Source organism: Vibrio sp. Vb0598, assembly GCF_033338935.1.
GTDB lineage: Bacteria > Pseudomonadota > Gammaproteobacteria > Enterobacterales > Vibrionaceae > Vibrio > Vibrio alginolyticus.
In genome coordinates this window covers 1-13324 of sequence record NZ_JAWOTP010000020.1, presented here as the reverse complement: position 1 = coordinate 13324, position 13324 = coordinate 1, and the positions used below count along the sequence as shown (strand labels likewise).

Genomic DNA, 13324 nt, shown 5'->3' with positions numbered 1-13324 from the left:
AAACAAGCTTTTCAAAACAAGCGAGAGCTTATTTAATCTCGATACCTTGAGCTTGCATATCGGCATGGTAAGAAGAGCGAACAAATGGACCACACGCTGCGTGCGTGAAGCCAAGCTCTAGTGCAACTTCTTTTAGCTCGTCAAACTCTGATGGCGGAACGTAACGTTCTACTGGCAAGTGGTGACGGCTTGGCGCTAAGTACTGACCTAGAGTCAGCATCGTTACGCCGTGTGCGCGTAGATCTTTCAGTACTTCGATGATTTCTTCTTTGGTTTCACCAAGACCCATCATCAAACCAGATTTGGTCGGTACATTTGGATGCTGCTCTTTGAACTTCTTAAGAAGCTCCAGCGACCACTTGTAGTTTGCACCTGGGCGAGCTTTACGGTAAAGACGTGGCGCTGTTTCTAGGTTGTGGTTGAAGACATCTGGCGGGTTATCTTTCATTAGATCAAGCGCTACGTCCATACGACCACGGAAGTCAGGAACCAGAGTTTCAATCTTAATATGCGGGTTTAACGCACGGATCTCGCGGTTACAATCGGCAAAGTGTTGTGCACCGCCGTCACGCAGATCGTCACGGTCGACAGAAGTGATTACTACGTATTTCAGCTTCATATCGGCGATGGTTTTCGCCAGTTTTTGAGGCTCTTCTGCTTCCGGTGGTAATGGGCGGCCATGAGCAACGTCACAGAAAGGACAACGACGAGTACAAATAGCACCTAAGATCATGAAGGTTGCTGTACCGTGGTTAAAACATTCCGCTAGGTTCGGGCAAGATGCTTCTTCACATACGGAGTGAAGTTTATTCTTACGCATCGCCGCTTTGATGTCTTGAATTCGTTGGCTGTCGGCTGGTAGCTTGATCTTCATCCAATCAGGCTTACGTAGCACTTCTTTCTGCTCTGTAGGCATGTTCTTTACGGGAATCAATGCCATTTTATCGGCGTCACGATATTTAACGCCTTTTTCCATCTGGATTGGTTTGCTCATGCTTTATTACCTTGAGAAGGTGCTTCTGTGCTGAATTCTACTTGCTCATAATCGAGCAAAGTAACGAGTTCTTCTATTAATTGTTTTTCTACGGCTTCTACATTGTCTGGGCCGCCAAATTGGCTGACCTGAACCATTTCCATACCTTCATAACCACAAGGGTTAATACGCAGAAACGGTGTTAAATCCATATTTACGTTCAAGGCTAAGCCATGAAACGAGCATCCTTTACGAATGCGTAAACCGAGAGAGCATATTTTCTTACCGGCAACGTAGACACCTGGTGCGTCAGGTCGCGCGGCTGAGTCAATATTGTATGCTTTTAGCGTATTGATCACGAGGTTCTCGATTGTGGTAACGAGATCTCGTACACCTAATTTTTTACGGCGTAGGTTGATCAAGAAGTAGGCGACCAACTGACCAGGGCCATGATACGTAACCTGGCCTCCGCGATCACTTTGTACAACAGGAATATCGCCAGTGTTAATCAAGTGCTCAGCTTTACCTGCCTGTCCTTGCGTAAATACTGGGTTATGTTCTACCAACCAGACTTCATCACGGGTTTCTTCTGTGCGTTGGTCGGTGAACTCATGCATCGCCTTCCATACAGGCTCATAGTCTTGGCGGCCAAGTCGTTTTACAACAAGTTGGTGTTGCATGGGAATTCCTGTTGCTAATATATAAAGTTTTTGGATTATAAACCGGATAACCCTGATGCTCTACCGCTGCGTAACAGATTTTTAACTGAAAGCGATGTAAAGCCTCGTTATCTCTTTGATAAATAAAAAGAAAGCAGCCAAGGCTGCTTTCAAAAAAAATTTAATATATCAAAAAATTATAGAACCATGCGTACGATGTCAATTTCACCTAACTCTTTGTACAGTGTCTCAACCTGCTCGATAGAGGTTGCAGTAATGTTGATTGACACAGAGTGGTAGTTGCCCTTAGCACTTGGTTTAACGGTCGGGCTGTAGTCACCTGGAGCATGGCGCTGAATAACTTCAAGAACAAGCTCTGGAAGTTCAGGCTTTGCATGACCCATTACCTTGTAAGTAAATGAACAAGGGAACTCAAGCAGGTCTTTTAATTTTGCATCAGAGTTGATGGTTAGCATATCGATAACTCCAGTAGATATTCGTTGCGGTGCGAAATAGTACAGTCAAATTAGGGGGAACTCAAGACGAGGAGCTCAAACTTAAAAAGCCGCCCATTCAGGCGGCTTTGCGAATAAGTTTGCTACTCTAACGTTCTTTTTAGAAGAAGCTCTTGAATAACAATACGATGTAATCCCACATGCGGCTAAATAGACTACCTTGCTCTACGGTTTCTAGTGCCATTAGTGGGTACTCGGCAATATCTTCACCATCGATCTGATAGTATAGCTTACCAACTACATCACCTTTATTAATTGGGGCTTCTAGCTCTTTTTCAAGGACGAAGCTTGCTTTTAAGTTTTTCGCTTCACCACGCGGTAGTGTTACGTAAGTATCTTGGTCAAGACCCAGTGCTACGGTGTCTTTGTTACCCATCCACACTTTTTCTTCTACGAACGTTTCACCTGCTTTGTGCGGTGCCACTGTTTCGAAGAAACGGAAGCCGTAGCTTAGCAGCTTTTTGCTTTCTGACTTACGAGCATTGGCATCTTTAGTACCCATAACGACCGCAACCAAGCGCATTTGACCTTCAGTTGCTGAACTTACTAGGCTGTAACCCGCATTACTTGTGTGACCCGTTTTGATGCCGTCAACGTTCATGCTCTTATCCCAAAGTAGACCGTTACGGTTGTATTGGGTGATGCCGTTGTAAGTAAATTTCTTCTCTGAGTATACTCGGTACTCATTTGGTACGTCACGGATAAGTGCTTTACCTAGCAGTGCCATGTCGTATGGTGTTGAGTACAATTCTGCGTTATCTAAGCCATGAACGTTGGCAAAGTGCGAGTTAGTCATACCCAATGTGTTGGCCCAAGCGTTCATTAGGTCAACAAACGCATCTTCTGAACCTGCAATATGTTCTGCCATCGCAACACAGGCATCGTTACCTGACTGGACGATGATACCTCGGTTCAGGTCACGTACTTTAACTGTTGTGCCTACTTCAATGAACATCTTTGATGAATCAGGGAAGTTTTTCGCCCACGCATTTTTACTGATGGTGACATCATCATCTTCTGAGATATTACCACGCGCTAGCTCTTGGCCGATTACATAGCTGGTCATCATCTTAGTCAGACTAGCTGGAGACAATTTTGTGTTCATCTCTTTCTCTGCCAGTACTTTACCTGAATGGTAATCCATCAGCACGTAGCCCTTCGCCGCGATTTGAGGGGCATCTGGAACAACGATAGGTGATGCAAGAGCAGATTGAGCGAAAGTTGCAGAAAGGGCAACCGAAGAAACGAGAATAGATTTCACAAACTTATTTTTATTCATGGTAATTCAAATTTTTGGGTTAACTGCAGACATCTTATCAGAATCCCTAGTTATGTAAGAGGGGGATCAAAGAGAAATTCATGACACGAGGTCATTTGGCAGTGTTGTGTTTTTTAATAAATGCAGACGAATAGCCGAGCAACTTTACTTTATCTAATGTGGCTTGCGTCAGGGAATAGTCAGTAAATGGCCCTAACAACAAGCGATAAGACTCTTTCGCACTCTCTAGGAAAGTTTCTGTATCCAACTTTTGACCAAGCTCGGTACCTAAAGTTCGCGCGCGTTCTTCATTTTTTGATGATGCCACTTGAATAACGTACCTAGGGTGCGCTTCTAATGACTTTTTGTCCGTGGGCTGATTGATACTGATCACTTCAATTTCCACGTTCGCGGTGCCTGTTTTTATGACATCTAACTTGTGCGCGGCGGCATAGCTTAAATCAATGATACGACCATCGTGAAAAGGACCTCGGTCATTAACTCGTACTACGGTGGTTTTGCCGTTGTCAGTATTGGTAACTTTTACGTAACTTGGTAACGGTAGCGTTTTATGCGCTGCCGTCATTGAGTACATGTCATAGATTTCGCCATTAGAAGTCAAATGACCTTGGAATTTTTTCCCATACCAAGATGCGCGGCCTTTTTCTTTAAAGCCTTTCGCATTGCGAACTATTTTGTAGTCTTTGCCACGCAAGTGGTAATCTTTGTTCCCACCTAGGCTGTACGGTTCATATTTAGGATGCGCATCCTCGATGTGTTCGACTGAAAGCGGTGTATCCGGTGCAACATCGGATTCGAGTTCGTAACGGCCTTCTTGTTCTTTTTGGCTAGTTGATGAACAGCCTGCCAAAATAAGAGCAGAGAAAACCAAGGAATATAAAGCGCGTTTTTGCATGTCTAGGTCGCCTTAGAGAATGCTTTTCGGTGCGTATGAATCGACATCAGAATACCAAAACCAGCCATCAAGGTTACCATTGATGTGCCGCCATAACTGATGAGTGGCAACGGTACACCTACTACAGGTAGGATGCCACTTACCATGCCAATATTTACAAAAATATACACGAAGAAGCTGAGTACAATACTGCCTGCCATCATTCGTCCAAATGCGGTTTGCGCTTGGCTGGCGAGATATAAACCTCGTCCAATAATAAATAGATAGATGGCTAAAAGGCAAAGGAAGCCAATCATACCCCATTCTTCAGCAATTACTGCAAAGATAAAGTCAGTGTGTCGTTCAGGAAGAAATTCTAGTTGTGACTGCGTACCTTGCAACCAACCTTTGCCGGAAATACCGCCGGAGCCAATCGCAATTTTACTCTGAATAATGTGGTAGCCCGCTCCTAGCGGATCAGACTCCGGGTTAAATAGAGTACGAACTCGCACTTTTTGATACTCTCGCATCAAGAAAAACCACAGAATTGGAATGAAACCACCTAATGCAATCGCAGCACCAGCAATTATTTTCCAGCTAATGCCGGCGAGGAAGATAACAAAAATACCGGAAGCCGCGATCAGGATTGAGGTACCTAAGTCAGGCTGTTTTGCAATGAGAATGGTTGGTAAGCAGACCATAATCAGTGCAACAATGAGTGTTCTTAGCGTTGGTGGGAGGGGCTGTCTACCAACATAGCGAGCTACCATTAATGGCACCGCGAGCTTCAATAGCTCTGACGGTTGAAAGCGCACAAAACCGAGGTTAAGCCAACGCTGCGCGCCTTTCGATGCTTCACCGAAAAACAGCACGCCGAAAAGCAGTATAACGCCACCAACGAACATCAAAGGTGCCAAGCTTTCGTAAGTTCGTGGAGAAAGCTGTGCAAGGACGAGCATCACAACGAGTGAAAGCACCATTCGCATGGCTTGGCGATCCATCATCAGTAAACTTTGGCCACTGGCGCTGTACATGATCACCAGGCCAAACCCCATCAGGGCCAGTATGCCAAGTAGGAGTGGTAAGTCGATATGGAAGCGTTCAAACAGGGCGCGATTTTTACCTGTAGAGGGATCCATCTTCATTACTGTTTTACCTCTTTCTTCGCATTGTTTTCAGGCTCAATTTCTTCTGGACCAAGAACGACTCGGTCAAAAATTTTCCTTACTACTGGGGCACCGTTACTAGAACCACCACCGGCATTTTCTAGTACTACAGTGACGACCACTTTAGGATCATCAAATGGTGCAAAGCCAGTAAATAACGCATGGTCACGTAAGTGCTCGGCGATCTCATCGGCGTTGTACTCTTCGTTTTCACCCAGACCGAAGACCTGTGCAGTACCTGATTTACCCGCTGTTTCATAATTCATTTTGTAGAATGAGCGACGAGCTGTTCCGCGCGTGCCATGGTTTACCCGACGCATGCCTTCTTTCGCCATATCCCAGTACTTTTTAGGCACATTCTTGATTGGTGGGTAAGTCACGTATTCTGTCGTTTGCTGCTCTTCGAAGTCGTTACCATTTTCTATCGTCGCTTTGAGCAAGTGAGGTGCGATCACTTCTCCCTCGTTTACTAATACGGAGGTTGCTTTGGCGATTTGCATTGGTGTTGCTGTCCAATATCCTTGGCCGATACCTACAGGGATCGTATCACCTTTATACCATGGGGTTTTATGGCGAGACATTTTCCAGTCACGAGTCGGCATATTCGCCTTACTTTCTTCGTAGATATCAATGCCAGTGTAATCACCAAAACCGAACATCATCATCCAATTCGAAATACGGTCAATACCCATGTCATAAGCGATTTGATAGTAGAAGGTATCAACAGACTCTTCGATCGACTTAATGATATCGACGCGCCCGTGCCCCCAACGCAACCAGTCACGAAACGGGCGTGTGTTGGAGTTTGGTATGCGCCAATAACCAGGGTCATTTCGTGTGGTGTTAGGTGTGACGACACCTTCTTGCAGCGCGGCTACCGCCATAAATGGTTTGATGGTAGACGCAGGAGGGTAAATGCCAAGTGTAGTGCGGTTGACCAAAGGACGGTTTTTATCGTTCAAAAGGGCGCGATAGTCTTTACCTGAGATTCCGTGCACGAACGAGTTAGGATCGTAGCTAGGGCTCGAAACCATAGCCAGTACGCCGTTGTCTCTAGGATCGATTACTACAGCACTGCCTCGGCGGCCGTCCAATAATTGGTGTACGTACAACTGCAAGTTGATATCAAGGTTTAAAACGATGTCTTTTCCGGGTACAGGTGGAACGTACTTTAAGGTACGAATTACTCGGCCGCGGCTGTTTACCTCGACTTCTTGATATCCGGCTGTACCGTGTAAGAGGTCTTCGTAGTATTTTTCAATACCCAGCTTACCAATGTCGCGAGTGGCTTGATAGTTTGCGTCTTTTTCTTCTCGGATCAGGCGCTGCATGTCGCGATCATTGATTCGAGAAACGTAACCAATCACGTGGGTTAAGACTTCGCTGAAAGGGTAGTAGCGCTTTAAGGTCGCACTTATTTCCACACCTGGAAAGCGGTACTGATTGACGGAGAATACCGCTACTTGTTTTTCGTTCAGTTGGGTCAGCAGTGGGACCGATTTAAATCGACGAGTCCGTTTACGCTCGTGGTGGAAACGTTCAATCTGGTCTGGTGTAATTTCCAGAATAGTTTGTAATTCTTGGATGGTTGCATCAATGTCTTTAATTTTTTCTGGGGTCAGTTCTAAGTTAAAGACGGGACGGTTCTCTGCCAGTAAAACGCCATTTCGGTCATAAATTAGACCTCGGTTAGGCGCGATAGGCACCACTTTGATGCGGTTATCGTTCGAGCGGGTTTGATAGTCTTGAAACTGGTTCACCTGAATGTTGTACATGTTGGCAACCAGAGCTCCCATCAAGACAACAATGCCGATAAAAGCAACAATAGCGCGGCTGGCAAACAGACGCGCTTCGGCTTGATAATCTCGGATTTGACTGCGTCGTTTACGAATCATTAACGCTTGGCTCTAAAGTTAAACAACGATTATTCGCGATGATAAGGGTGGTTAGCGGTGATGCTCCACGCTCGGTACAAGCTTTCTGCCATTACGATACGCACTAGAGGGTGGGGTAGCGTTAAGGCAGACAATGACCAGCTTTGGTCTGCTGCAGCTTTGCATGCAGGAGCGAGTCCTTCAGGACCGCCGATTAATATTGATACATCACGGCCATCTAATTTCCAAGCTTCTAACTGCTCAGCGAGTTGAGGAGTGTCCCATTTTTTACCTGGGATATCTAACGTGACGATACGGTTGCCTTTTGGTACCGCCGCGAGCATCGCTTCTCCTTCTTTTTGCAGGATGCGATCGATATCGGCATTCTTACCACGCTTACCAGCAGAGATTTCAATCAACTCCAACGGCATATCATGCGGGAAACGGCGACGATATTCTTGAAAGCCTTCCTCAACCCATTTTGGCATTTTTGTGCCAACAGCAATTAGTTGAATTTTCAAAAGATTAACCCCAGAGTTTTTCTAGCTGGTAGAGTTCGCGGTGCTCTTCTTGCATCACGTGAAGCATGGCGTCGCCCATATCTAGGACTACCCATTCACCTTCGTTTTCACCTTCCATTCCTAGTGGCTCAAGACCGGCTTTTTTCACTTCTGTTGCAACATGGTCAGCGATGGATGAAACGTGGCGTTTGGATGTACCAGTACAGATGATCATGTAATCTGTCACGCTTGATTTATCTTCCACATTTAGGACGATAATGTCTTCCGCTTTCATGTCGTCGGCTTTATCAGCTAAAAAGTCTTTCAGTTCTTCGCGAAGCACTCGGTTTTCCTCGGTTTGTCTCTTATCTCTAAAGTGTTTTACATTCTTGCTTGCAAAACAGGTCGCGCACTATATCACGCTTTGATTTTTAAATTGCCAGCTTAATATCAGGAGAGCAGGTTTCTAAGCTCAACTGATGAATAGTTGGCCATACAGACTCGTCATACTGAGTTTTGGCTTTTATCTCGGCTTGAGCCAACAAGGAGAGCAATGCACAAATACGACTCGCTGATAAGCGGGTCAGTGCTGCGTTATAGTGTGGACGCTTGTTTTGCCAAACTCGATATTTCTCAAATACCTGGTTCATTCCCATTTGAGTTAAGTCTTGATGCATATTTAAAAGTTGGCTCAACTCTTTTTGTACACTTCGAATCAAGATCACGGTCTCAACCCCTTCCGCCTCAAGTTGGCGAAGAATACGTTGTGCACGGTTTGCTTTACCTGCCAGTAAGGCGTCGATCCAGTTAAAGGTAGTGAAGTGATTATGGCGACTTAGGGCTTCCTCTAAACGTATGATGGTCAGCTCACCATCCGGATAGAGTAGGGCCAATTTCTCTAAGCTTTGTGTCAATGCAAATAGGTTACCTTCATGCCATTGAGCCAACATTTGCAGTGATTGCTGATCGGGTTTTAGTCCCAACGTGCGGCAACGTGTCTGAATGAACATAGGTAGGCGTTGAAGGTCTGGCGACAAGCAGCTTACCCAATCGCCTTTTGAGCTTAATGCTTTGAACCATTTCGCATTTTCTTGGGCTTTGGTCAGTTTGCTACCAACAATGACGAGCATGATGTCATCATGAAGCATATCACACAGTGTTTGCAGCTCTTTGCTGACGGCGGTTGTTACGCCACTTTCAGGAATTTCAAGCTCAATCAATTGACGGTTTGAAAACAGGCTCATCGCTTGGAAACAGTCGTAAACTTGGTTCCAGTCGATGCTAGCATCCACCGCAAAACGGTGTTTTTCCTCAAAACCTTGCTGAAACGCTGCCTTTTGGATTGCTTGGCGGCTTTCTTGAATCAGTAACGGCTCATTACCAAAGATTAAGTAAACCTGTTTAACTTGTTTAGTTAAATGATCCGTTAGCTTATCGGCATAAATTCGCATAGTGACTAAGAGTTTTTGTTCGCTGGCTCAGAGATTTGTCCTGCTTCATATTCGGCACGAATACGGCCCAACTGGCGCATCATCTGTTTTGCAGCTTGCAAGCGCATCTCGTCTTCAATTACGTCACGCTCAACAGATTTTGCAAGTGCGGTCAACGGGTTGTCTAGGTAGTTGCGGTTTACTGTTGTCGTAAAGTTTTTAGAACCATAGCCAGGAATTGTCACACGGTATTTTACTACGTATGTCAGCTCTTTTTCTGCTGCACGGCTATTTTGATAAAGCGATAGTGTACGCTCATCGATTGTCGCTTCCGTCAAATGAAGGTTGGGTACCGTCGATGATGGTTGAACAAGTTCAACTTTGTTCAGTTCGAGTTGAGAGCGAACATAGCGAGTTAATTCACTGTATTCATCGTAGCTGGAGAAAGACATAGTGTGCAGCTCTTCCGGTACGGAATACTCGCCGCGAAGGTGAAAACCACAGGCAGAAAGAAGCCCCGCTAATACCAATACCACTGGTAGTTTAATCAAAGAGAAAAAGCGCATTGATTGTATTCATCCTAAATTGAAGGGGTTATTTACCTTAAACCACTCATGTGAATGGTTTGAGGTAAATAAACAGGGTAGAAAACTACCCTGTTTAATGACTCTTGGTTAACAAATAAGTTCGCTAAACAGAGACAAATTGACAGCTGCGATTAGTTTGCAACGATGTTCAGCAGTTTACCTGGAACGTAAATAACTTTACGAATAGTCAGGCCATCAGTGAACTTAACCACGTTTTCGTCGTTTAGACCAAGCTGTTCGATATCGTCTTTAGAGATATCAGCTGGGACTGTTAGCTTCGCACGTAGCTTACCGTTAACTTGAACAACGATAGTTTTTTCGTCTTCAACTAGCGCTTTTTCGTCAAACGTCGGCCATGCCGCGTTATCAATGTCTGTTTCACCTAGTGCTGCCCATAGCTCGTATGAGATATGCGGAGTGATAGGGTAAAGCATGACAACAATAGCTTTCAGTGCTTCGTCAAGGATTGCACGATCTTGCGCAGATTCTTGAGGCGCTTTCGCTAGTTTGTTCATCAGCTCCATGATCGCTGCGATCGCGGTGTTGAATGTTTGACGACGAGCGATATCGTCCGTCACTTTCGCGATAGTCTTGTGAACGTCGCGGCGAAGTGCTTTTTGATCACCAGAAAGCGCTGAGGTATCTACTGCTTCTGCTGCACCTTTCGCTGTGTGCTCTTTCACTAGTTTCCAAACACGTTTTAGGAAGCGGTTCGCCCCTTCTACGCCAGACTCTTGCCATTCAAGTGTCATGTCCGCTGGAGACGCGAACATCATGAATAGACGTACTGTGTCAGCGCCGTACTTGTCTACCATTTCTTGAGGGTCGATACCGTTGTTCTTAGACTTAGACATCTTGATCATGCCTGAGTGCGTTACATCACGACCTTCAGTGTCTTTAGCAGAAGTAATGCGGCCTTTACCATCACGTTCAACGGCTACGTCTGTTGGAGCTACCCACTCTTTGCCGCCTTTCTCGTTCTCGAAGTAGAACGCATCAGCCAGTACCATGCCTTGACACAGTAGTTGCTTGAACGGTTCGTCAGAAGTTACGTAACCCGCATCGCGCAGTAGTTTGTGGAAGAAGCGTGAGTACAGTAGGTGCATACAAGCGTGCTCGATACCACCGATGTATTGATCTACTGGTAGCCAGTAGTTTGCTTTTTCTGGGTCTAGGATGTCGTCCGCTTGTGGTGAACAGTAACGCGCGTAGTACCAAGAAGATTCCATGAACGTATCGAACGTATCTGTCTCACGTAGAGCAGGTTCGCCGTTAAAGGTTGTCTTCGCCCACTCTTTGTCTGCTTTGATTGGGCTAGTGACGCCGTCCATTACCACGTCTTCTGGAAGAATCACTGGTAGTTGGTCAGCAGGTACTGGGTGAACTTCACCGTCTTCAGTCGTTACCATTGGGATTGGTGCGCCCCAGTAACGTTGACGAGATACACCCCAGTCGCGTAGACGGAAGTTTACAGTCTTAGTGCCTTTGCCCTCTGCTTCTAGCTTCGCTGCGATTGCGTCGAATGCCGCTTGGAATTCTAGGCCATCGAATTCACCTGAATCGAACAGTACACCTTTCTCAGTGTATGCTGCTTCAGAGATGTCTAGCTCGCTGCCATCAGCAGGCTTGATAACTGGCACGATGTCTAGACCGTACTTCGTTGCGAACTCGTAGTCACGTTGGTCGTGCGCAGGTACAGCCATTACCGCGCCTGTACCGTAGTCCATCAGAACGAAGTTTGCTACGTATACTGGTACTTCGCGGCCGTTCAATGGATGAATAGCAGTAAGGCCAGTTGCCATACCTTTCTTCTCCATTGTCGCTAGCTCAGCTTCTGCAACCTTGTTGTTCTTACATTCGTCGATAAACGCTGCAAGCTCTGGATTGTTCTCTGCTGCAAGAGCTGCAAGAGGGTGGCCGGCTGCGATACCCACGTAAGTCACACCCATTAGCGTATCTGGACGTGTTGTGTAAACTTCTAGGTCTTGTTGACCCTTAACTTCAAACTTCAGTTCAACACCTTCAGAACGACCAATCCAGTTGCGCTGCATGGTTTTCACCATTTCAGGCCAACCTTCAAGCTTGTCTAAGTCGTCTAGTAGCTCTTGAGCGTACTCAGTGATTTTGATGAACCATTGAGGGATTTCTTTTTGCTCTACAGGCGTATCACAACGCCAGCAACAACCGTCTTCAACCTGCTCGTTTGCAAGAACAGTTTGGTCGTTAGGACACCAGTTAACAGAAGAAGTCTTTTTGTAAACTAAACCTTTCTCGTAAAGTTTAGTGAAGAACTCTTGTTCCCAGCGGTAGTACTCCGGTGTACATGTTGCGAATTCACGGTTCCAATCGTAACCAAAGCCTAGAAGCTTAAGTTGGTTCTTCATGTATTCGATGTTTTCGTAAGTCCAAGGTGCTGGCGCAGTTTTGTTTTTTACTGCTGCGTTTTCTGCAGGTAGACCGAATGCGTCCCAACCGATTGGTTGCATCACGTTTTTACCTTGTAGGCGTTGGAAACGAGATACTACATCACCGATAGTGTAGTTGCGCACGTGACCCATGTGCAGTCGACCACTTGGGTATGGGAACATGGACAGACAGTAGAATTTTTCTTTATTTGGGTCTTCACTTACAACAAAGGTTTTGTTGTCATCCCAGTGCTTTTGAACTTTTTGTTCAATATCTTGTGGGTTGTATTGTTCTTGCATCGATGGTATCCGTTATCTTGGAATTTGTGAGTTCGGTTAGAACAGACTTAAATAGATCGTCATAGAATACCTAAAGCTAGGGATCACAACAATAGCCAATCTGTACCCATGCGCCCTTAAGTGACGCAGGTAGGAGAAAGATGGAGGTCAGTTATGCCTAAACGTAAAACAGGTTATGAGGAAATGCTCGAGGATGTGATTGAAACCTTGAAGCACAGTCCGGAAGAAGTTAACAAAGCGATTGAGACGTCGGGCAAAGTGGTGGATGCTGCTAATGACTTGACCAAAGATGAATTGGCTTTAATCAAAGCGTACCTTAAAGCAGACTTAAAAGAGTTTTCAGAGAGTTACGAGGATAGCAAAAGCGGTCCGTTTTACTTAACGATTGCGGATTCGATATGGCAAGGGCTGTTAGAGATTACAGACCGAACTAAAGTTGAGTGGGTTGAGTTGTTCGATGACTTAGAGCATCAAGGGCTATATGAAGCAGGAGAGGTGATAGGCTTAGGCACTTTAGTCTGTGATGAGTGTGGTCACAAGACAACGTATAACCACCCAACAGTAATCATTCCGTGTATTAAGTGTAGTCACAAAGGCTTTACTCGTCAGTCATTAAAGCCATAAATGGCGAGTAACGACTGTATAATGCAATGAATAAAAAAGAGGCTTAGTCGCCTCTTTTTTGTTTTCAGCCCTAAACCACCTACTTCAGTAGGTGGTTATCATCCGTTTCGGCTTTGCCTGTAAAACTACTCATGCTAA

The 13324-nt window shown here is 45.5% G+C and carries 13 protein-coding genes; 1 reads left to right on the top strand and 12 read right to left on the bottom strand.

The window, feature by feature from the left end; all coding sequences use genetic code 11:
* Positions 1-28: 28 nt before the first annotated feature.
* The 12 genes from lipA to leuS form a co-directional block, all read right to left on the bottom strand.
* Positions 29-994: a lipoyl synthase gene (lipA, locus tag R7Q38_RS17990; protein WP_005384139.1), complete on the bottom strand. Its 966-nt coding sequence runs from the start codon at positions 992-994 to the stop codon at positions 29-31.
* A complete protein-coding gene (gene lipB / locus R7Q38_RS17985; protein ID WP_005384137.1) occupies positions 991-1653 on the bottom strand; it encodes a lipoyl(octanoyl) transferase LipB in 663 nt (220 codons plus the stop codon). The genes lipA and lipB overlap by 4 nt, the downstream gene beginning before the upstream one ends.
* A 176-nt stretch (positions 1654-1829) precedes the next feature.
* Entirely contained in the window at positions 1830-2108 is a 279-nt protein-coding gene (gene ybeD, locus R7Q38_RS17980) for a DUF493 family protein YbeD (RefSeq protein ID WP_005384135.1), read from the bottom strand.
* Positions 2109-2247: 139 nt separating this feature from the next.
* Positions 2248-3426, bottom strand: a complete 1179-nt coding sequence (locus tag R7Q38_RS17975; protein ID WP_005384132.1) for a serine hydrolase — start codon at positions 3424-3426, stop codon at positions 2248-2250.
* Positions 3427-3517: 91 nt separating this feature from the next.
* On the bottom strand, positions 3518-4321 hold the full coding sequence (locus R7Q38_RS17970; protein ID WP_005384131.1) for a septal ring lytic transglycosylase RlpA family protein: 804 nt from the start codon (positions 4319-4321) through the stop codon (positions 3518-3520).
* A gap of 2 nt (positions 4322-4323) precedes the next feature.
* Positions 4324-5445: a rod shape-determining protein RodA gene (gene rodA / locus R7Q38_RS17965; protein WP_005384128.1), complete on the bottom strand. Its 1122-nt coding sequence runs from the start codon at positions 5443-5445 to the stop codon at positions 4324-4326.
* The gene (gene mrdA, locus R7Q38_RS17960; protein WP_005384126.1) at positions 5445-7361 is read right to left on the bottom strand and encodes a penicillin-binding protein 2; all 1917 of its coding nucleotides are present in this window, start codon (positions 7359-7361) and stop codon (positions 5445-5447) included. Before mrdA ends, rodA begins: the two co-directional genes overlap by 1 nt.
* 29 nt (positions 7362-7390) lie before the next feature.
* Positions 7391-7861 carry a 23S rRNA (pseudouridine(1915)-N(3))-methyltransferase RlmH gene (gene rlmH / locus R7Q38_RS17955; RefSeq protein WP_318114308.1) on the bottom strand — a complete coding sequence of 157 codons (471 nt, stop codon included), beginning with the start codon at positions 7859-7861 and terminating at the stop codon, positions 7391-7393.
* A 4-nt stretch (positions 7862-7865) separates the two neighbouring features.
* Positions 7866-8183, bottom strand: coding sequence for a ribosome silencing factor (rsfS, locus tag R7Q38_RS17950; protein ID WP_005373015.1), 318 nt, complete (start codon positions 8181-8183; stop codon positions 7866-7868).
* An 88-nt stretch (positions 8184-8271) separates the two neighbouring features.
* Positions 8272-9291, bottom strand: a complete 1020-nt coding sequence (gene holA, locus R7Q38_RS17945) for a DNA polymerase III subunit delta (RefSeq protein ID WP_239939176.1) — start codon at positions 9289-9291, stop codon at positions 8272-8274.
* Between the two features lie 5 nt (positions 9292-9296).
* On the bottom strand, positions 9297-9836 hold the full coding sequence (gene lptE, locus R7Q38_RS17940; protein WP_005384122.1) for an LPS assembly lipoprotein LptE: 540 nt from the start codon (positions 9834-9836) through the stop codon (positions 9297-9299).
* A gap of 152 nt (positions 9837-9988) precedes the next feature.
* Positions 9989-12562 (bottom strand): leucine--tRNA ligase, encoded by a 2574-nt coding sequence (gene leuS, locus R7Q38_RS17935; RefSeq protein ID WP_005384121.1) that lies wholly within the window; start codon positions 12560-12562, stop codon positions 9989-9991.
* Between the two features lie 153 nt (positions 12563-12715).
* Between leuS and R7Q38_RS17930 the strand changes: the two genes are divergently transcribed.
* Positions 12716-13186, top strand: a complete 471-nt coding sequence (locus R7Q38_RS17930) for a zinc ribbon-containing protein (RefSeq protein ID WP_005384120.1) — start codon at positions 12716-12718, stop codon at positions 13184-13186.
* The last annotated feature ends 138 nt before the right edge of the window (positions 13187-13324 follow it).

Excerpts from the sequence above, each read along its gene's own strand:
- lipA (WP_005384139.1), bottom strand. The coding sequence starts at position 994 with ATGAGCAAACCAATCCAGATGGAAAAAGGCGTTAAATATCGTGACGCC.
- lipB (WP_005384137.1), bottom strand. The coding sequence starts at position 1,653 with ATGCAACACCAACTTGTTGTAAAACGACTTGGCCGCCAAGACTATGAG.
- ybeD (WP_005384135.1), bottom strand. The coding sequence starts at position 2,108 with ATGCTAACCATCAACTCTGATGCAAAATTAAAAGACCTGCTTGAGTTC.
- R7Q38_RS17975 (WP_005384132.1), bottom strand. The coding sequence starts at position 3,426 with ATGAATAAAAATAAGTTTGTGAAATCTATTCTCGTTTCTTCGGTTGCC.
- R7Q38_RS17970 (WP_005384131.1), bottom strand. The coding sequence starts at position 4,321 with ATGCAAAAACGCGCTTTATATTCCTTGGTTTTCTCTGCTCTTATTTTG.
- rodA (WP_005384128.1), bottom strand. The coding sequence starts at position 5,445 with ATGAAGATGGATCCCTCTACAGGTAAAAATCGCGCCCTGTTTGAACGC.
- mrdA (WP_005384126.1), bottom strand. The coding sequence starts at position 7,361 with ATGATTCGTAAACGACGCAGTCAAATCCGAGATTATCAAGCCGAAGCG.
- holA (WP_239939176.1), bottom strand. The coding sequence starts at position 9,291 with ATGCGAATTTATGCCGATAAGCTAACGGATCATTTAACTAAACAAGTT.
- lptE (WP_005384122.1), bottom strand. The coding sequence starts at position 9,836 with ATGCGCTTTTTCTCTTTGATTAAACTACCAGTGGTATTGGTATTAGCG.
- leuS (WP_005384121.1), bottom strand. The coding sequence starts at position 12,562 with ATGCAAGAACAATACAACCCACAAGATATTGAACAAAAAGTTCAAAAG.
- R7Q38_RS17930 (WP_005384120.1), top strand. The coding sequence starts at position 12,716 with ATGCCTAAACGTAAAACAGGTTATGAGGAAATGCTCGAGGATGTGATT.